The following is a 17,035-nucleotide window of genomic DNA, read 5'->3' on the forward strand; positions in this document are numbered from 1 at the left end:
GATAGGACGCGAACTATTAGCTTGCAACTATATAATCCGACGTATCGCAATCGATCACGCAAATGCGAACGAGGACAACGCTGGATGGGACCGGGTTCCGCGACCGAGGCAAGGGAGACAATAGCGGGCGAGAGCACGCTGACGCTGGTYCCGACTTTCGTGGTCGTCGCTGTGGACGCCACGGGCATGGGAATCATCCTGCCGTTGCTGCCGTTCTATTCGCAGCGGCTCGGCGCGACGCCGTTCCTGCTCGGCGCGCTGATCTCGGCTTATGCCGTCTGTCAGCTCGTTGCCGGCCCCGTGGTCGGCATGCTCTCAGATCACTACGGCCGGCGGAAGGTTCTGGTCGTCAGCCAGATCGGGACTTTCATCGGCTTCATCCTGCTCGCATTGGCGGGCAACCTGACGCTGGTGTTCCTGGCGCGCATCATCGACGGCCTGACATCAGGCAACATCTCGGTCGCTCACGCCTATGCCGCCGAGCACAGCGCGCCGGCAACACGCAAGCAGGCACTCGGCATGACCAGCGGTGCGATCGGGACCGGGCTGCTGCTCGGCCCTGCTCTCTCGAGCTTCCTCGTGCACTACGGCCAGACCGCGCCGGTGTGGGCCGCGGCCGCGCTCTCGCTGATCAGCATCGTTGCGACGATCGCCCTGCTCCCGCCTGATCACCCGGCGTCCGAGCCGCTCTACCAGCATCGCGTGCCCGAGCCGACGCTGACCCGCAGCCTGCTCGGCATGCGCTATGCCTGGCGGCTGCTCGGCCTGCTCATCGTGTTCTTCTTCGTCAACTCGATGTTCCTGTCGCAGATCGGCCTGTTCCTGTCGGCGCGGTTCTCCTGGGACGGACATCCCTTCGGTGCGCGCGAGCTCGGCTGGATGTTCGCCTATGCCGGCTTCATCAACATGGTGGTTCAGGGTCTGCTCATCACGCGTGTGAGCATCATCGCGTCAGACCGCAGCATCGTGATGGCCGCGTTCGCTTGCATGGGTCTCGGATTTGCCGGACTTGCGGCCCGCGACAATGTCGGCCTGCTCGCGATCAACCTGACACTGATCATCGTCGGCACCATGTTCGCGCGCAGCACGCTGACGGCCGAGCTGTCGCGCTCGACCGCGATCAATCGTCAGGGCATGATTATGGGCCTGAACCAGTCGCTGATGTCGGGTGCGAATATCAGCGCGCCGCTCCTGAGCGGCGCGCTGATCGGTCATCGGCTGTTCGTTCCGTGGGCGCTTGCTATGGCCGCCATCGCGGCGATCGGCGCGGCGCTGGCTGGCCAGCTGCTGGATGCACCGCGGACGCGCTAGCGCCCTCGCCTCAGTTCACCACGTAGACGTCGGGATCGAAGCTCGAGCTCGGCTTCTTGAAGGCGTTGCGCAGGGCCGCCGACATCGGGACATTGTAGTTGAGGCCGTTCGGCGGCGTCGGCGATTCCAGCCAGCGCTTGTAGAGCACCTCGATCTCCGGGCTCGCGTAGAGCTCGGCGGTGGCGCGGTCGGCGAGCGCCTTGAACGGCGCGTCTTCCCGCCGCAGCATGATCCCGAAGGGCTCGGCCTTCGAAAACGTCTCTTCGCTGATCATGAACAGCGCCGGCTCCTTCGAGCGCGCAATCGCGACCGCAAGCTGGACGTCGTCGAGCGCGTAAGCCTGAGCGCGGTCGGTTTCCAGCAGCAGGAACGCTTCGGCTTGATCCACGGCCGGCATTATCCTGATGCCGAGATTTCGCTCGGTGTTGACCTTGGCAAGCTGATTCAGATTGACCGAGCCTGCCACCGCCGTGACGGCCTTGCCCTTGAGATCGTCGATCGTGTTGATCTTCGCGGCCTTCTTGGCCGCAAACCGCGTCGCGCTGAGGAAATGCGTGTTGGTGAAGGCGACCTGCTTCTGGCGGTCGGCGTTGTTTGTCGTCGCCGAGCAGTGCAGATCGAGGGTGCCGTTGACCATCAGCGGAATCCGGTTCGACGACGTCACGGCGAGGGTGTCGACGGCGATGTCGGGCATGCCGAGCTGCTTCTTCACGGCATCCACGATCTTGAGGCAGATATCCATCGCGAAACCGATCGGCTTCTGGTTGCCGTCGAGATAGCTGAAGGGAACGGACGCTTCCTGATAGCCGAGCGTGATCTTCTTGGTCTCCTTGACCTTCTGGAGCGTGCCCGACAGGTCCTCGGCTGAAGCTGCGCCCGCAAGACATGTCAGGGCCAGCATAACGGTGGGAAGACGCATCGGGGGCTCCTCAAGGGGATCAAGGGCTGCGCCGGCGCGCAGCCGCGCGTGTGATAGCCCAGAGCCGGACCAACCGCCAGACGAGGTTCCGCCTATCAGCTATCGCGGTTTTATATCGGCCGGACCTAAGGGGGGCGTGACGCCCCGCCCTATTCGCAGGTGAGCTGCTGCTCGAACCAGCCGGAAACCCGCTCCGACAGCGGCGGCCACATCCGCTGGAAATTCGAGAGCTTGCCGACATTGACGCGGTACATCGCCCGCAATTCCTGCTCGATGGCCGGTAGGTCAACGCCCATGCAGGCCCTGTCCTTCGCGATCGTCTTGCCGGCGACGACGACCTCCTTCACCAGCGACGCATTGCCCCGCGCGAACAGAAGCGCCATGGGGTCAACGGGCATGATCTGATCTCGGTCCAGCCGGTCGAGGTCGATCACGACGAAATCGGCGGGATTGCCTGCGACGAGCTCGCCGCTCCTAGGCGCGCCGGTGGCACGGCGCCCATTGCGGACAGCAAGCGCGAACAGCTCGGCCGGCATCCAGGTCGCCTTGAAGCCGAKGCCGCCGTGGGCCATCTGCACCAGCCGCATCTCGCGCAGGATGTCGTCGTCCTCGTCCAGCGCCAACCCGTCAACGCCGACCGCGATGGCGCAGCCACATGTGTGTGCGGCGGCGATCGGGGCGAGTCCCGAGCGCAGATGCATGTTCGAGCTGAAATTGGTGACGATGCGCGCGCCGGAGGCTGCGATCATCTCCAGCTCATCGGGACGGGCGTGGATGCAGTGCGCCAGCGTCAGCCGCTCCGAGAGGAAGCCGATATCGCGCAGCCAGCGCACCATGTCCGGAAAATTCAGATCGGCCCAGGCGCGCTGGTACGTGGTCTCCAGCAGATGCATGTGGATGCGGCGGCCCGTCTGCGCCGAGTTCTCCGCCACCGCCTCCAGCAGCGGCTTCGAACACCATTGCACGCCGGCGGGTCCAAGCTGCACGTCGACCATCGGGCCGGAGATGGCGGCGGCAATCGCATCGGTCAGCTCGATATAGGCCTTCGGAGACATCGGCGCGCGAACGAAGAGGTCTTCGATGGTCTTGCGGTCATCACTGGGGAGGCCGGAGAGAATCGGCTCGGCATCGCCATAAACGATCGGATTCCGGTCCCGCACCGCGAGGGCAAATGCCACGCGGATGCCGACATCGGATGCCGCCCTCGCAATCGCCTTGGCTTCATCGAGCAACGGCATCGTCCCGCTTGGGCGGGTGTAGTGCACCATCATCGCAGCGCAACCAACCCTGGCGGAACGTGCCAGTGCGGAGGCCGCGGTCAGATAGGGATCGATGGGCGTGCCGAGCGCGGTGCGCAGGATCCAGCTTTCGAGGGGCATGCCGATCGCCCCGAAGGACGACGCGGTCGCGCGCGCATGGTCATGGGCGTTGACGAAGGCAGGAATGACGAAGGAGCGAGGCCCGCCAGCAGGCCCCGCTCCTTCAAGAATGTCGGTGATGATACCGTTATCGTGCCGCAGCACGACATTGTCGGTCACACCGAGATCAGGGCCACGGAACAGGCTGGTTGCCGCAATCTCCGTGGCCATGACCGTCTCTCCAAATTTAGTTGGCAGTATACACCAGCTCCCGCTCCGCACGCGGCGGCAGGAATTCGCGCGAGAACACCTCTGCGGGCGTCGGCGCGCGGGCGAGTTGATAGCCCTCGACCACGATGCCGATGGCGCGCGTCATGCGGTCATCCTTGATGTCGCCGATGCCGATCTCCTTCATCTCGGGCGAGACGATCAGCTTGTCGAAGGAATATTGCAGCCGGCGCTTCTCGACGGCGACGTCGATCAGATTGTCGTAGTTCAGCGCCGCCTTCATGCCGGCGTTCTGGTCCTTGGCCACCGCGATTGCGCCCTTGTTGATGGCGCGCACGAGCCCGGCCACCGCCTTCGGGTTCGACGCGATCAGCTTTTTCGAGACCATCACGCCGTTGGAGTAGAGGTCGAGGCCGTACTCACCGAACGAGAACCATTTGAAATCCTTGTCGGGGTCCTGGCGGTTGAGCACGAGGTTGAAGTAGCTGGTGATGTTGAACACGAGCGCGGCGTCGATGTCGCCCTTGATCAGCATCGGCTCCTGGAGGTTCGGGGCCATATTGGAGATCTTAATCTTCTCGCCGTCGAGCCCGTTCTTGCGGGTGAACACCGGCAACAGCCGCGTCGTCGGCGTACCCTGCGCGCCGCCCAGCGTGTGGCCTTCAAAATCCTTGATGGTGTTGATGCCGCTGGTTTTCTTGGCGACGATCGCGAACGGCGGCTGGTTCCACATCATGTAGACCATGACGGGCGCCTCCTGCGGCTTGGTCGAGGCGTTCTGAATGATGGYGTTGACGTCGCCGAAGCCGGCGTCATAGGCCCCCGACATCACGCGCGTGACGGTCGCGCCGGAGCCTTCGCCCTGGTCGATGACGACGTTGAGGCCTTCCTCTTTGAAGTAGCCGTTGTCCTTGGCGTAGAAGAATGCGGCATCGCTGCCTTGCGTCTTCCAGCCCAGCGTGAACTTGATCGTGGTTTCCTCGGCCGTGGCAGCGCCCGCGGACAGAGCCAATCCCAGCAGCGCGACTGTTACTTTTCTCAACATCAAGACCTCCTCAAGCTTCGTTGCATGACGGTTCAAGAATTCAGGTGGCGATCACGTCGTTCTTGCGCGTGGCCCAGCCGGTGACGCGCCCTTCGATCAACGAGAACACCGCGTAGAGCGCGACGCCAAGTCCGGCGAGCACGAACAGGCCGGCGAACACCAGCGGCACGTTGAAATTCGAGGACGCGGTCATCATGACGTTGCCGATGCCGCGGTTGGAGGCGACCGTCTCCGACAGCACGGCGCCGACGAAAGCGTAGGAGATCGCGACCTTCAGCGAGGCGAAGAAAAACGGCATGGTCCTGGGCAGACCGACATTCCAGAGGATGTCGAACTTGCTGGCGCCGAGCGCCTTCAATACGTCTTCGAGCTCGGGCTCGGTGGTCGCAAGGCCCGTGGCGATATTGACGACAATCGGGAAGAAACAGATCGACAGCGCGGTCAGCACCGCCGGCACCGTGCCGGAGCCGAACCACAGCACGAAGATCGGCACCACCGCGACCTTGGGGATCGAGGAGAAGCCGATCAGCAGTGGATAGCAGGTGTCATAGGCCGTCCTGGAGACGCCGATGATGGCGCCGAGGGCTATACCCAGCGCAACGCCGAGGACGAAGCCGAACATGGTGGTCGCGAGCGTCTGCACGATGTGCGGCCACAGCACCGGGAAGCGCTGGAACAGCGTGACAAAAACCTGCGACGGCCGCGGCAGCACCAGGTCCGACATGCCCGTCATCAGGCAGAACAGCTCCCAGGCGACGAAGAACAGCACGATCAGCCCCGCAGACCACGCCTTCTGCCTGACATCGATCCCGAACATCAGCCTGTCCCCTGTTGGGCCGCACTGCGCGCATCCTCGATGAAGGCGCGCAGCTTCTGGTTCAGCGCGACGAAATCCGGCTCGAAGGTCATTGCGACGGTGCGCGGCCGCGCGAATTCAACTCGGCTGTCGTCGAGGATGCGGCCGGGACGCGCGCTCATCACGCAGATGCGGCTGGCGAGGAAGCCGGCCTCRCGCAAATCATGCGTCACCAGCAGCACCGTCGGCTTGTGCGTCATCCAGAGGTTCTGGAGGATCGCCCACAGCTCCTCGCGGGTGAACTGGTCGAGCGCGCCGAACGGCTCATCCAGCAGCAACATGCGCGGCTCGTGGATCAGCGCGCGGCAGAGATTGGCGCGCTGGAGCATGCCGCCGGAGAGTTGCCAGGGATAACGACTGCCGAATCCCCTAAGCCCGACCTGCTCCAGCAGGGCGTTGGCCTTGTCGCGAAACTCGGTCTTGCGCAGCTTGCGGAAGTTCGAGCGGAACGGCTCGACGATCTTCAGCGGCAACATGATGTTCCGCTCGATCGTCATCCACGGCAGCATGGTCGGGTTCTGAAAGGCCATGCCGACCCGCAGCGCCCGCGCCGCGACCTCGCGGCCGCCGACAATGACGACGCCGCTGGTCGGCTGCACCAGGCCAGAGACGAGGCGCAAAATGGTCGATTTGCCGCATCCGGATGGGCCGACCAGTGCGACAAACTCACCGTCGGCGATCCGCAACGTCGTCTTCGACAGAGCCGGCACGGCGCGGTCGCCGCGCCCGAAGGTCACGGAGGCCTCGGACAGCTCGATGGCGACAGGGCCGGAGCCTTCGGGAACGGGCTGGCCGTCAAATTGAGCGTTGGGTTGCATGCGCATCACAGCCAAAGTGTATGCAAGCTAGGTGCCAGTCGGTCGTCCTCGCAAAATCAATGATTTGGCCAAACTCCCCGCCGGATGGCCGGATTCGATTTAGGCAATACGGCCGCAAAACTGCATGCAATTGGAGCGCTGGATTGGACTAAGCCTGTGCTAAAGAGAGGTTTCGACTCTCCCCGCAAGGATTCGCCAATGGCGGCGCGCACCACCAGCAAGACCTCTGAATCATCGGACAAGGTCAGCGTGATCTGCCGCGCGCTCAGGCGCGCGATCATCGAGCAGGCGCTGGAACCCGGTGCAAAGCTGCCCGAGGATGCGCTCGGCGAACGTTTCGGCGTCAGCCGCACCATTGCGCGCCACGCGCTGGGGCAGCTTGCTGCCGAAGGTCTCGTCGAGCTCCGCCGCAACCGGATCGCGGTGGTGGCAACGCCGAGCTGGCAGGAGGCGCGCGATGCCTTCGACATCCGCATCCAGCTCGAGGGCCTTGTGGTCCGCCAGCTCGCGGGCAAGCTGAGCAAGAGCCAGATCGCCGAGCTGAATGCCCATGTCGATGCCGAGGACCGCGCGCGCGGTGGCACGGACGCGGTTTCGATCCGGCTCGCCACCGAATTCCACATCCTGCTCGCGCACATGACCAACAGCCCGATCCTGGTGCGCTATGTCAGCGAGGTCGCCTATCGCTGCTGCCTGACGCTGTCGCTCTACAGCCGACCGCATTCCACCGAATGCGCGATCAACGAGCACCGCGCCATCATCGCATCGCTCGCCAAGGGCGACGAAGCCAAGGTGATGCAATTGATGCATCATCATCTGGATTCCGTGGCCAATCGTGCATTGGTGGCCCCCACCCCGCAACGTGGCCGCGACCTGCTCGATATTCTCGCGCCTTATGCGGATGAAGTGACGAGCGACCGCGTCGTCAAGCTGCCGAAAGTGGCCCGCAGGGGTTAGGCCTCAATCCCGCGCTGGACCAGGATCCGCTCGGCGCTGTCGTTCCAGACGTCCATCTTCACGATCTGCCCGCCCCGCACGACGAAGCGATCGACATAGCGATTGCCCTCGAACGGCGTGCCGTCCATCCACTCGCCATAGAGCGTGCCAACGCTGTAGACCACGGTCTCGTCCGCGCCCGGACAGACGTCGAACCGGTCCATCTTCTTCTTGACCCAGCTATAGCGTTTTGCGTTGAAGCCGGTCGGGCCGCGCGGATGATCGAACTCGCGCCCGCCGGTAAACGTGATCACCGTGCCCGGCTTCATATAGGCCGCAGCCGCATCGGGATCGGGTATCATCGAGGCGGTGAGATAGGCCTCCACGATCTCGGCGTCGGTCATCGGGCGTTCGGCTTTTGCGGGGGCGGACATGGCGGGCTCTCCGAGGTGCCGGCATTCTACAGTTCACGCCCCAAAGTGCATGCACATTTTTTGAACAATTTGGTGGCATAACTGCACACAATCTGGAGCTGCCAGCTTCCAAAGCTTCCGCTAGGCTACCACAGCTGAATCCGACGCCATGACCGCCCAACCCGCCTTCGACCTGATCTTCCGCAACACGCTGTTGCGATCATCCGCCGCACCCGTCGATATCGGCGTGAAGGGCGGACGCATCGCCGCGATCGAGCCGCAGCTTGCCTGCGAGGCCGTCGAGGTCGATGTCGGCGGGCGCCTCGCCCTGCCTGGGTTCGTCGACACCCACATCCATCTCGACAAGGCCTGYCTGCTCGGCCGCTGCGGGCACAATCACGGCAGCGTCTCGGACGCGATCCGCGCCGTGGCCGGGATGAAGAAGGACTTTACGGTCGAGGACGTCTACGCGCGCGGCGCAAAAGTGCTCGAACGCGCCATCGTGCATGGCACGACGCGCATGCGGACCCATGTCGAGATCGACCCCCGCATCGCCTTGCGCGGCTTCGAGGCGGTCAAGGCGCTGAAGCGCGACTATGCTTGGGCCATCGACCTGTCGCTCTGTGTCTTCCCGCAGGAAGGCCTGACCAACGACCCCGGCAGCGAAGAGCTGCTGGTGCAGGCGCTGCGCGACGGCGGCGAAGCGATCGGCGGCTGTCCCTACATGGACACCGACCCGAACGCGCACCTCGAGCGCATCTTTAATCTCGCGCAGGAATTCGACGTCGACGTCGACCTCCATCTCGATTTCGATCTCGATCCCTCCTGGTGGCACCTCGACGAAGTCTGCCGGCAGACCGAGCGGCGCAACTACGGGGGACGCGTGGCGATCGGTCATGCCACAAAACTCTCGGCGCTGCCGCCGGAGCGGATGAAGGCGGCCACCGCGCAACTGGCGACATCAGGCGTTGCCGTCACCGTCCTGCCCGCAACCGATCTCTATCTGATGGGCCGCGAAGCCACCCACAACGTGCCGCGCGGGCTGACGCTTGCGCACAAGCTCGCCGGCGACGGCGTGCTGTGCTCGGTCGCCACCAACAACGTGCTCAACCCGTTCACGCCGTTCGGCGACGCCTCGCTGCTGCGGATGGCAAATTTCTACGCCAACGTCGCGCACGCCTCGGTCAGCGACTTCGATACCTGCCTCGATCTCGTGACCGAACTGCCGGCGCGGCTGATGAACCTCAGTGATTACGGCATCAAGGTCGGCAACCCCGCCGACCTCGTCGTGCTCGATACCCAGGACAGCCGCTTCGCCATCGCCGAGTTGCCGGACATCGTGATGGGCTTCAAGGCTGGCCGGCAGACGTTTGAGCGGCAGCGGCCCACTTTGTTCGGGCCGGGCTGACCGACTTTCCGCGCCTTGCGCCCTACCCGCAGCTTGCGCGATGATCATCACAATCGACCAACGGAGCAACCGGATGGCCTTCGACACGATCTTCCTGAACGCGCGCTTCGACGGCGGAGCCCGGCATCACATCGCCGTCGCGGACGGCCGCATCGCCGCGATCACGTCCGTCGATGAGCCTCCCGCCGCAAACGAGACCATCGACCTCGGCAACGTCCTCGTCGTTCCCGGCTTCGTCGAAGGCCACATCCATCTCGACACCAGCTTCTATGGCGACGCCTGGCGCCCGCACAAGCCATGCACCAACGGGTTCGACGTGCATGAGCGCGTTGCCTTCCAGGCCCAGAACATGGCCGTATCAGCGCCRATGGATGTGCGCGCACGCAACCAGCTCGACCTCTGCATCGGCCACGGCACCACGCAGATGCGCAGCCACGTCATGGTCGACGGCTCGGTCGGCCTGAAATCGCTCGAGACGATTTTGCGCGTGCGCGAGGAATACAAGGGCCTGATCGACATCCAGCTCGTCGCCTTCCCCCAGAGCGGCATCCTGATGAGCCCGGGCAGGCCGCAATTGCTGGACGAGGCCATCGGGCTCGGCGCCGACCTCGTCGGCGGGCTCGATCCCGCGAGCTTCGATCGCGATATCGAGAAGCATCTCGACGTCGTGTTCGGCGTGGCCGGCAAGCACGGCGTCGACGTCGACATCCATCTGCATGACATGGGCACGCTGGGCGCGTTCGAAATCGAGCAGATCGCAGCGCGCACCCGCGCGCTCGGTATGGAGGGACGCGTTGCCGTCAGCCATGCTTACGGGCTCGGCGACATCCCCATGGATCAGCTCAAGAAGATCGCCGACACCCTCGCCCGCTCGGGCGTCGCGATCATGACCAATGCGCCGGGCGCCCGGCCCTTCCCGCCGATCCTGGCCCTGCGCAATGCCGGCGTCACCGTGTTCAGCGGCAACGACAACATCCGCGATTCCTGGTGGCCCTATGGCGACGGCGACATGCTGCGCCGGGCCACGACGCTCGGCTATCGCTCGGGCTTCAATATCGACGAAGAACTGCGCGTCGCGTTCGATGTCGTCACCGTATCCGGCGCAAAGGCGCTGCGGCTCGAAGGCTATGGCCTGCGCGTCGGCGCCAAGGCCGATTTCGTGACACTGAATGCCGAGCATATTCCTGAAGCCGTTGTCGGAGTGCCGCAAGGGCGCTCCGTGTACAAGGAAGGCAAGCTCGTTGCATGCGACGGTAAGATTGTCGGGAAGCGCGGCTAATGATCGGATCTTTTCCGTTCGATTATACCGCTAGCTTTCCTCACTCCCCAATCCGGTAGAATCCCTGACCGTAAATACGCGCATTGCACGACGGGCCAAGGAGATCATACTAAGACCCGCACTGACATCTGCGTTCTCTTGGGGAAGTATGGAATGTTCAGCGCATTCAGCAGCATCGATTACCATTCCATTCGGGCCAACACGCCCGCCGAGATGGCCATCAAGCGACTGACCGGCATCGGCGAAGTCCTGTCGGGCATCGACATATCGGCAATCCGCACGCAGGACGACATGGCCCGCGCCCTGTTGACGCTCGATACGGCCGACAAATGCATTCGCACGATTCTCACCGAGTTCCGCACCGAGCGCACCACGGAAGTCGTCCGCGAAGCCACGAGCCTGATCAGCCTGATCGAGCTCGCGCGCGACGAACTCTCGGACTACGCGGCGGCAGCAGAGTCTTGAGCTGAATGCGCGCTGGATCTCAGCGCTTGATCTTCGCCAGAATGCGATCCGCCTCGGTGCGCCAATCGGCGCTGCGGGCAAATTCCTTCGTCCCCTTGATGCCGAACAGGCCGTCATCAGCGAGATCGGCGACCCACGCCTGCCGCTCGGCGGTGCCCTGCGCCGACCACGGTGTCAGCCCCGCCTCGCGCACGGTCTCCGCGACTTCACGCACCTCCTCGGCACGGCGACGGCCGTGCTCGATCACGCGCTGGAAGCAATAGGCGCCCTGCTTCTCCCAGTCGATCGCCGGAAACGTCTCCGCGAGCGAGGCCAGCACCGCATCCTCGACGCCATAGGCGCGCGCGGTGGTGAAGCTCTCGATGACCATGGCCTCAAGGCCCTTGATCATGATGCTGCGGCACATCTTCACGGCCGACGACACGCCGAGCTTGTCGCTCGCAACCTTGGCCTCGAACCCGATTGCATTCAGCAGCGGCTCGAGCTCCCTCGCGCCGGGGCCGCCGAGCAGCAGCGGCACCTTGATGCGATAAGGCGGCACCGAGGTCATCACGGCCCCCTCGACATAGCGTCCGTCAGCGCCGTCGATCAGAGCGGCGGCGCGCTGCTTGGCACCCGGCGAGGCCGAGTTGAAATCGAGGAACCAGGTGCCCTGGTTGATTGCGCCAGCGCAGGCTTTTGCAACGGGCACGGCCTGGCTCGCCGTGACCGCGGAGATGATGAAATCGGATTTCGCGGTCAGCTCGGCGTGAGACACCGCCAGCGTCACGCCGAACTTCGTCGCATGCTCCTTCAACGGAGCGCCGTGCTCGCCTCCGAGCTTGATGTCGTAAGCGGCCACCTTGATATCCTGCTGCCGCAAATCCTCAGCCAGGATCCTGCCGACCTCGCCGTAGCCGACGAGCCCGATCTGCCAGCGCCTGGGATCACCTGCCATCAATTCAATCCTCGTGTCGTCTCGTCGAACAGCTCCTCGACCGCATAGCGGCGCGGGATCAGCGCCTGCTGGAATGCGTAGTCGACGATCAGCTCCAACGGTTTTCTGTTCGCCTCGATCCCGAACGGAACGAGGTCGGGCGTCGCCGCGGGTCCCACCTGCGCCTTGTTCCGCTTCAGGAGATCATAGACGCCCGCAACCACATCGGGGCGCGATCTTGCAAGCCGCTCGGTCACGACCACGAGATGATTGACCGGGACGACACCACGACGGGTGTACCATTTGGCAGCCTCTGCGGCAGGATCGGAGAATAGCGGCTTCAACGTGGGATGATCAGAGGTCTCGCCGAGGACGGCGTCGAGCTCGCCATCGATCAGTATCTGCAGGATCTTCTTGTCGTTCGGCGCACGCTCGGTGGTGTCGATATATTCGGCAACGTGCGGATCCTCGAAGGTTACCCAGCGGATCTTGTCGAGATTGACGCCGTAATCGTTGGCGAGAATGCCCCTGATCCATGCGCCGGTCGTGGTCGTGAACGAGCGGATGCCGACGCGCTTGCCTTCGAGATCGGAGGGGCCGAGCGCTCCCCTTGCAGGGTTGTAGAGCGCGTAGGAATGCTGAAAGCGGCCGAGCATGRTGGCAGGCAGTAGCACCAGCGGCTTGCCATGCGCCTTCGCCATCAGATAGGTGACGATCGCCATCTCGCAGACGTCGAAAGCCTGCTCGCGCACCATCGGCTTGAACGCCGTGTTGGTCGGCGTGTACGCGATGAAATCGAGGTCGAACAGGTCGGAGCGGAGCTCGCCGCTCTTCACCGCCTGCACGTGAGGGTGACTGCCGAGCACGGCCTTCAACTTGAGACGATCCATCCGCCCGCTCCGCTTCTCTGGTCCCGCTTAGACGTCCTCGGGATTGTCGACATAGACGAGCCCGGCTTTCGCCAGCGCCTCGCGCATGTTGTACATGTCGAGGCCGAGCTCACCCGAGGTCAGCCGCTTGCGCTTGCCGCCCTCGTCCGCGTTGCGCTTCTTCGCCTTTTCGGCGACTTCAGCGGCATAGCGCTTGGGCACCACCACGACCCCGTCGTCATCGGCCACGATGATGTCGCCGGGATCGACGTTGACCCCGGCACAGACCACTGGAATGTTGACCGAGCCGAGCGTCGCCTTGACCGTGCCCTTGGCCGAGACGGCGCGCGACCACACCGGAAAATTCATCTCGTGCAGCGCTTTGACGTCGCGGCAGCCGGCGTCGATGATCAGCCCCTGCACGCCGCGCGCCTGCAGCGACGTCGCGAGCAGCTCGCCGAACATGCCGTCGGTGTTATCAGTGGTGCAGCCGACGACGAGGATGTCACCCTTCCTGCACTGCTCGACGGCGACATGGATCATCCAGTTGTCGCCGGGTTGTGCCAGCACGGTGACGGCGGGGCCAGCAATCGACGCCCCTGCCCAGACGGGCCGCAAGTAAGGCTTCATCAGCCCGATGCGGCCGTACGCCTCGTGCACGGTCGAAACGCCGTACTCTGCCATCCCTGCGGGATCGGCGCGCTCAATGTTGCGAACGACGACGGGCTTCATGCCAGCTCCTCCGCGACCGTCGGGAACAGGCGCTGATAGGCCTCGCCATAGGTCATGGGCACGCCGGCGTTGCGGCTGCCCTGGATGCCGCGGTTGAGCGCAACGCGCTCGTAATAGCCCCAGAGATGTTTTTGCGCGGCGAGGATCTGGAACGCCTCGTACTTCTCCTTCCAGACCTCGTCGATCTTGAGGAGCAGGTCCGGCTTGTAGTTGCACTGCTCAGGCTGGTGCGGCTCGAACAGGAACACCGGGGGCGCCGAGTATTTGTACTGCGCGCCGGGCTTGTGGCCCATCGCCTGCGCCACGACACGAGTCTCCTGCGCGAAATGCGCCGCGTTGGGATGGTCGAAATTGTAGGGGTCTTCCAGCGCGTGCGTCAGCACGAAGCTCGGATTGAGCTCGCGGTAGATGTCGACCATGCGGTCGAAATGCGCCTCGGTGAGCTTCAGCGGATAGTCGCCGCAGTCGAAGAACTCGATCTCGGCGCCGAGTAGATTCGCCGCCCGCTCCGCCTCGTCCTTGCGGCCGGCCTTGACCGATTCCAGCGTCGCGCCTTTTTCCTTCCAGGCGAACTGGCTCTCGCCGCGCTCGCCAAAGGACATGCAGACGATCTTCATGCGATAACCCTTCTTCGCATGCAGCGCGATGGCGCCGCCGGCGCGCCAGACGAAATCGCCGGGATGGGCGGTGATCACGAGACCTGTTTTCATGGGACGAACTCCCCTCTTTCCTTGATAAGCAACGTATCGATCGCGAGCACCGTCATGTGTCGAACCCAAACAGACGCGCGGGATTGTCGACCAGGATCTTCTGCTGGAATTCCAGCTCCGGCGCGAACAGCGGGATCAGGTCGACGAGGTCGCCGTCATTCGGCATCACCTTGACGTTGGGATGCGGCCAGTCGGTGCCCCAGATGACACGGTCGGGCGCGGTCTCGACGATCTTGCGCGCGAACGGCACCGCGTCCGTGAACGGCGGTCCGGCCGAGGACACCCGCTCCGAGCCGCAGATCTTCACCCAGCATTTCTCGTCGCGCTGCATCATCTCGATCAGGATCTTGAACGGAAGCTGGTCGAGCCCCTCGGACGCCTTCACCCGTCCCATATGGTCGATGGTGTAGCTCAGCGGCAGCTTGGCCAGCATGTCGGCATATTCGGGCAGATCGATCGCATCGAAATGCAGATCGATGTGCCAGCCGAGCGGCGCGACCATCGCGATGACGCGGTTGAATACGCCCTTGTCTGGGACGCCGCCGAGATGGCGCACGAAATTGAAGCGGCAGCCGCGGAAGCCGCCCTCGTGCAGCACCTGGAGGCCACGCTCGGTGATGGTGTCGTCGATATTGGCGACCGCGCGATAGGCGCCATTGCTCTGCGCGATCGCATCGAGCGCGACCGTGTTGTCGGTGCCGTGCACGCTGGCATTGACGATGACGGCCCGCTCGACGCCGAGCTTGGCATGCAGCGCACGAAAGTCCTCGAGCGGCGCATCCGGCGGCGTGTAGGAACGGTCAGGCGCGTAAGGGTATTTCGCGCCGGGCCCGAAGATGTGGCAATGCGCGTCACAGGACAGCTTTGGCAGCTTGAACTTCGGCGTGCGCGTGTTCGGATCTGGCGGCGGAATGGTCGGCGTGTAAATCGTTGTCATCAGGTGAACCGCCGAGCGAGATCGCTTCTTTCAAGTCTTGCTGCTGACGACCGGCCGCCGCCGTACCGGCGCGGCCTGATCGAGCGCCGGCGCCTGGAAGGCGGCGACGGTGGCCTGCACCAACTGCTCGATGGCGCTGGCGGCATCGCTGCCGTCGGCCTCGCCGCGCGACAGGCGCGAGACGCGATCCGGCGTCACCAGCGAGTAATAGAGTGCGCCGAGCAGGAAGTGGCTGCGCCAGACGATGTCGGTGCGCGGAATATGCGGCAGGCTCTCGTGGACTGCGTCGATGAAGGCATGGCTGGTGTCGTCAAAGGTCTGCGCGATGATTTTTCGCACGACCTCGTTGCCTTCGGCGGACATCACGGCGCGCAGCCGCGTGAAGCGCGCCCCGCCCCCGGCGAGATCGCTGCCCGAGGTGAAGGCCGGCACCACATAGGCGCGCACGATCGCCTCCAGCCGGTCCTGGAGGTCGCGCACGCGCTTGGCTGCGGCGAGCAGCTCGGAACGGCGCAAATTCATCGGCCCGCAATGGCGCTGGTAGATCTCCAGCAGCAGGCCGTCCTTGGTCTTGAAATGATAGGTGACGCTGCCGGGATTGGCGCCGGCGGCCTGCGCGATGTCGCGCACCGAGACGGCATTGAAGCCGTTGGTGGCGAACAGCTCCTCGGCCGCGGCGAGGATCGCCTCGCGCATGTTCGGCTTGCGGGCCGTTTCCTTGCTGGTGGGCTTGCGTACCATGTGATTTGTACTATCGTACAAAAGATCAGGTCTCGTCAACAAGAACCATGGGCGGCGTCCGGACGGGAACACCGAGGCAGGATGCGAAAGCCCGCAAGGAGTGCTGGAAAATGCTGGGTTTGAACAAGACAATCGGCGGTTTGATGCTGGGTGCCGGCCTGCTGCTGGGCGGCACCGCGCAGGCCGCCGACAATTACYCGAGCAAGCCGGTCCATATCCTTGTGCCCTATGCGGCGGGCGGCGCCGTCGACGTGCTTGCGCGTACGCTCGGCCAGGCGCTGGCGAAGACCTGGGGCCAGCAGCCGGTGATCGACAACCGCCCCGGCGCCGGCGGCATCGTCGCCTCGCAGGCGCTGACGCAGGCCGCCCCCGACGGCTACACGCTGATCCTGGTCGCGAGCGGCCATCCGCTCAACCAGTTCATCTATCCGAGCGTGCCCTACGACACGTTCAGGGACTTCACCGCGATCACCGAGGTCGCCTCCTCGCCGCTTGCGATCGTCGTCGCCAAGGACAGCCCTTACAAGACGCTCGGCGATCTCCTCGCCGCCGCAAAGAAGGAACCCGACAAGCTCTCCTACGGCATGTCCGGCAACGGCACCTCCGCGCATCTCGCCGGCGAGCTGCTCAAATACATGTCCGGCAGCAAGATCGTCGCGATCCCCTACAAAGGCGGTGCACCGGCGCTGACCGCCGTGATCGCTGGCGAGATTCCGCTCAGCATCAATCCGCTGGCGGAAGCGATCGRCCAGCTCGAAGGCGGCCCGGTGCGCACGCTCGCGGTGACCTCGGCCGAACGCTCCAAGGCGCTGCCGAATGTGCCGACTATCGCGGAATCAGGCGTCCCCGGCTACGACGTCTCGGTCTGGTGGGGCGTTCTTGGACCTGCCAAGATGCCGCCGGAGATCGTGGCGAAGCTCGAGACCGATCTGAAGGCGGCGCTGCAGGACGCGAACGTGCTGTCGACGCTGGGCAAGATCGGCGCGGCGCCGGTCGGCTCCTCCGCCAAGGACTTTGACGCCTACATGCACGCCGAGGCGACCAAATGGGAGCCGGTGCTGAAGGCCGCCGACATCCGCGCGCAGTGAGGCTCG

General features: G+C 64.3%; 18 protein-coding genes. 6 read left to right on the forward strand and 12 right to left on the reverse strand.

The window, feature by feature from the left end; translation table 11 throughout:
• The first annotated feature begins 84 nt into the window (after nucleotides 1-84).
• Nucleotides 85-1,311 carry an MFS transporter gene (locus tag AB4Z51_RS10930; protein WP_439034619.1) on the forward strand — a complete coding sequence of 409 codons (1,227 nt, stop codon included), beginning with the start codon at nucleotides 85-87 and terminating at the stop codon, nucleotides 1,309-1,311.
• Between the two features lie 10 nt (nucleotides 1,312-1,321).
• On the opposite strand, the gene AB4Z51_RS10935 is transcribed toward AB4Z51_RS10930, so the two are convergent.
• The 5 genes from AB4Z51_RS10935 to AB4Z51_RS10955 all read right to left on the reverse strand — a co-directional run bounded on the left by AB4Z51_RS10935 (nucleotide 1,322) and on the right by AB4Z51_RS10955 (nucleotide 6,535).
• The gene (locus AB4Z51_RS10935; protein WP_439034618.1) at nucleotides 1,322-2,230 is read right to left on the reverse strand and encodes an amino acid ABC transporter substrate-binding protein; all 909 of its coding nucleotides are present in this window, start codon (nucleotides 2,228-2,230) and stop codon (nucleotides 1,322-1,324) included.
• Nucleotides 2,231-2,379: 149 nt separating this feature from the next.
• A complete protein-coding gene (locus AB4Z51_RS10940) occupies nucleotides 2,380-3,819 on the reverse strand; it encodes an amidohydrolase family protein (protein ID WP_441497398.1) in 1,440 nt (479 codons plus the stop codon).
• 16 nt (nucleotides 3,820-3,835) lie between these two features.
• Complete coding sequence (locus tag AB4Z51_RS10945) at nucleotides 3,836-4,861, reverse strand: ABC transporter substrate-binding protein (RefSeq protein ID WP_441497399.1); 1,026 nt, start codon at nucleotides 4,859-4,861, stop codon at nucleotides 3,836-3,838.
• A gap of 40 nt (nucleotides 4,862-4,901) precedes the next feature.
• A complete protein-coding gene (locus AB4Z51_RS10950) occupies nucleotides 4,902-5,678 on the reverse strand; it encodes an ABC transporter permease (RefSeq protein ID WP_441497400.1) in 777 nt (258 codons plus the stop codon).
• Complete coding sequence (locus AB4Z51_RS10955; protein ID WP_039157079.1) at nucleotides 5,678-6,535, reverse strand: ABC transporter ATP-binding protein; 858 nt, start codon at nucleotides 6,533-6,535, stop codon at nucleotides 5,678-5,680. Before AB4Z51_RS10955 ends, AB4Z51_RS10950 begins: the two co-directional genes overlap by 1 nt.
• A gap of 198 nt (nucleotides 6,536-6,733) precedes the next feature.
• On the opposite strand from AB4Z51_RS10955, the gene AB4Z51_RS10960 reads away from it, so the two are divergent.
• Nucleotides 6,734-7,492 carry a GntR family transcriptional regulator gene (locus AB4Z51_RS10960; protein ID WP_354237887.1) on the forward strand — a complete coding sequence of 253 codons (759 nt, stop codon included), beginning with the start codon at nucleotides 6,734-6,736 and terminating at the stop codon, nucleotides 7,490-7,492.
• Here AB4Z51_RS10960 and AB4Z51_RS10965 read toward each other — a convergent pair.
• Nucleotides 7,489-7,905 carry a nuclear transport factor 2 family protein gene (locus AB4Z51_RS10965; protein ID WP_439034614.1) on the reverse strand — a complete coding sequence of 139 codons (417 nt, stop codon included), beginning with the start codon at nucleotides 7,903-7,905 and terminating at the stop codon, nucleotides 7,489-7,491. The genes AB4Z51_RS10960 and AB4Z51_RS10965 overlap by 4 nt on opposite strands.
• A gap of 148 nt (nucleotides 7,906-8,053) precedes the next feature.
• Here AB4Z51_RS10965 and AB4Z51_RS10970 point away from each other — a divergent pair, with 148 nt between their 5' ends.
• From AB4Z51_RS10970 to AB4Z51_RS10980, 3 genes are all read left to right on the forward strand, one after another.
• A complete protein-coding gene (locus AB4Z51_RS10970) occupies nucleotides 8,054-9,292 on the forward strand; it encodes an amidohydrolase family protein (protein WP_439034613.1) in 1,239 nt (412 codons plus the stop codon).
• A gap of 73 nt (nucleotides 9,293-9,365) precedes the next feature.
• The gene (locus AB4Z51_RS10975) at nucleotides 9,366-10,571 is read left to right on the forward strand and encodes an amidohydrolase family protein (RefSeq protein ID WP_441497401.1); all 1,206 of its coding nucleotides are present in this window, start codon (nucleotides 9,366-9,368) and stop codon (nucleotides 10,569-10,571) included.
• A gap of 153 nt (nucleotides 10,572-10,724) precedes the next feature.
• Nucleotides 10,725-11,036 carry a hypothetical protein gene (locus AB4Z51_RS10980; protein ID WP_247307230.1) on the forward strand — a complete coding sequence of 104 codons (312 nt, stop codon included), beginning with the start codon at nucleotides 10,725-10,727 and terminating at the stop codon, nucleotides 11,034-11,036.
• Nucleotides 11,037-11,055: 19 nt separating this feature from the next.
• Here AB4Z51_RS10980 and AB4Z51_RS10985 read toward each other — a convergent pair whose 3' ends face one another.
• From AB4Z51_RS10985 to AB4Z51_RS11010, 6 genes are read right to left on the reverse strand one after another with little or no spacing between them, the layout of a single operon-like run.
• Nucleotides 11,056-11,973, reverse strand: a complete 918-nt coding sequence (locus AB4Z51_RS10985) for a DUF1932 domain-containing protein (protein WP_439034611.1) — start codon at nucleotides 11,971-11,973, stop codon at nucleotides 11,056-11,058.
• Entirely contained in the window at nucleotides 11,973-12,842 is an 870-nt protein-coding gene (locus AB4Z51_RS10990) for a hypothetical protein (protein WP_441497402.1), read from the reverse strand. The genes AB4Z51_RS10985 and AB4Z51_RS10990 overlap by 1 nt, the downstream gene beginning before the upstream one ends.
• Nucleotides 12,843-12,869: 27 nt before the next feature.
• A complete protein-coding gene (locus AB4Z51_RS10995) occupies nucleotides 12,870-13,553 on the reverse strand; it encodes a 4-carboxy-4-hydroxy-2-oxoadipate aldolase/oxaloacetate decarboxylase (RefSeq protein WP_441268327.1) in 684 nt (227 codons plus the stop codon).
• The gene (locus AB4Z51_RS11000; RefSeq protein ID WP_439034608.1) at nucleotides 13,550-14,263 is read right to left on the reverse strand and encodes a PIG-L deacetylase family protein; all 714 of its coding nucleotides are present in this window, start codon (nucleotides 14,261-14,263) and stop codon (nucleotides 13,550-13,552) included. Before AB4Z51_RS11000 ends, AB4Z51_RS10995 begins: the two co-directional genes overlap by 4 nt.
• Before the next feature lie 52 nt (nucleotides 14,264-14,315).
• Entirely contained in the window at nucleotides 14,316-15,200 is an 885-nt protein-coding gene (locus tag AB4Z51_RS11005; RefSeq protein WP_441268328.1) for an amidohydrolase family protein, read from the reverse strand.
• Nucleotides 15,201-15,230: 30 nt separating this feature from the next.
• Nucleotides 15,231-15,941, reverse strand: a complete 711-nt coding sequence (locus AB4Z51_RS11010; protein ID WP_166094647.1) for a TetR/AcrR family transcriptional regulator — start codon at nucleotides 15,939-15,941, stop codon at nucleotides 15,231-15,233.
• Between the two features lie 110 nt (nucleotides 15,942-16,051).
• Here AB4Z51_RS11010 and AB4Z51_RS11015 point away from each other — a divergent pair, with 110 nt between their 5' ends.
• A complete protein-coding gene (locus AB4Z51_RS11015) occupies nucleotides 16,052-17,029 on the forward strand; it encodes a tripartite tricarboxylate transporter substrate binding protein (protein ID WP_441497403.1) in 978 nt (325 codons plus the stop codon).
• Nucleotides 17,030-17,035: the final 6 nt, after the last annotated feature.

This window comes from Bradyrhizobium sp. 2TAF36, from assembly GCF_052114925.1.
In the GTDB taxonomy this organism is placed as follows: Bacteria; Pseudomonadota; Alphaproteobacteria; order Rhizobiales; family Xanthobacteraceae; genus Bradyrhizobium; species Bradyrhizobium barranii.

Bases quoted from the DNA above. Each gene is read 5' to 3' on its own strand.
- AB4Z51_RS10995 (WP_441268327.1), bottom strand. From the start codon at position 13,553: ATGAAGCCCGTCGTCGTTCGCAACATTGAGCGCGCCGATCCCGCAGGG.
- AB4Z51_RS10985 (WP_439034611.1), bottom strand. From the start codon at position 11,973: ATGGCAGGTGATCCCAGGCGCTGGCAGATCGGGCTCGTCGGCTACGGC.
- AB4Z51_RS10965 (WP_439034614.1), bottom strand. From the start codon at position 7,905: ATGTCCGCCCCCGCAAAAGCCGAACGCCCGATGACCGACGCCGAGATC.
- AB4Z51_RS11000 (WP_439034608.1), bottom strand. From the start codon at position 14,263: ATGAAAACAGGTCTCGTGATCACCGCCCATCCCGGCGATTTCGTCTGG.
- AB4Z51_RS10950 (WP_441497400.1), bottom strand. From the start codon at position 5,678: ATGTTCGGGATCGATGTCAGGCAGAAGGCGTGGTCTGCGGGGCTGATC.
- AB4Z51_RS10980 (WP_247307230.1), top strand. From the start codon at position 10,725: ATGTTCAGCGCATTCAGCAGCATCGATTACCATTCCATTCGGGCCAAC.
- AB4Z51_RS10935 (WP_439034618.1), bottom strand. From the start codon at position 2,230: ATGCGTCTTCCCACCGTTATGCTGGCCCTGACATGTCTTGCGGGCGCA.
- AB4Z51_RS10960 (WP_354237887.1), top strand. From the start codon at position 6,734: ATGGCGGCGCGCACCACCAGCAAGACCTCTGAATCATCGGACAAGGTC.
- AB4Z51_RS11010 (WP_166094647.1), bottom strand. From the start codon at position 15,941: ATGGTACGCAAGCCCACCAGCAAGGAAACGGCCCGCAAGCCGAACATG.
- AB4Z51_RS11005 (WP_441268328.1), bottom strand. From the start codon at position 15,200: ATGACAACGATTTACACGCCGACCATTCCGCCGCCAGATCCGAACACG.